This window comes from Enterovibrio qingdaonensis, from assembly GCF_028683135.1.
Lineage (GTDB): Bacteria > Pseudomonadota > Gammaproteobacteria > Enterobacterales > Vibrionaceae > Enterovibrio > Enterovibrio qingdaonensis.
Genome location: NZ_JAJUBB010000094.1, coordinates 1 through 221 on the forward strand (window position 1 = coordinate 1; position 221 = coordinate 221).

2 tRNA genes are annotated in these 221 nt (G+C 50.7%); both read left to right on the forward strand.

From position 1 onward, the window contains the following. The first annotated feature begins 2 nt into the window (after positions 1 to 2). A tRNA-Leu gene (locus tag LRP49_RS25265) sits at positions 3 to 87 on the forward strand. A gap of 55 nt (positions 88 to 142) precedes the next feature. Next, positions 143 to 217: transfer RNA gene (locus LRP49_RS25270), tRNA-Gln, on the forward strand. Positions 218 to 221: the final 4 nt, after the last annotated feature.

The window sequence follows — 221 nt, forward strand, 5'->3', positions numbered from 1 at the left end:
ATGCGGAAGTGGCGAAATTGGTAGACGCACCAGATTTAGGTTCTGGCGCCGCAAGGTGTGAGAGTTCAAGTCTCTCCTTCCGCACCATTACTCTTCATTGAGTAAAAGATTTAAGGATCATGCTTTCAAGCGTGGTTGCTGTTGGGGTATCGCCAAGCGGTAAGGCAGCGGCTTTTGATGCCGCCATTCCCTGGTTCGAATCCAGGTACCCCAGCCATATT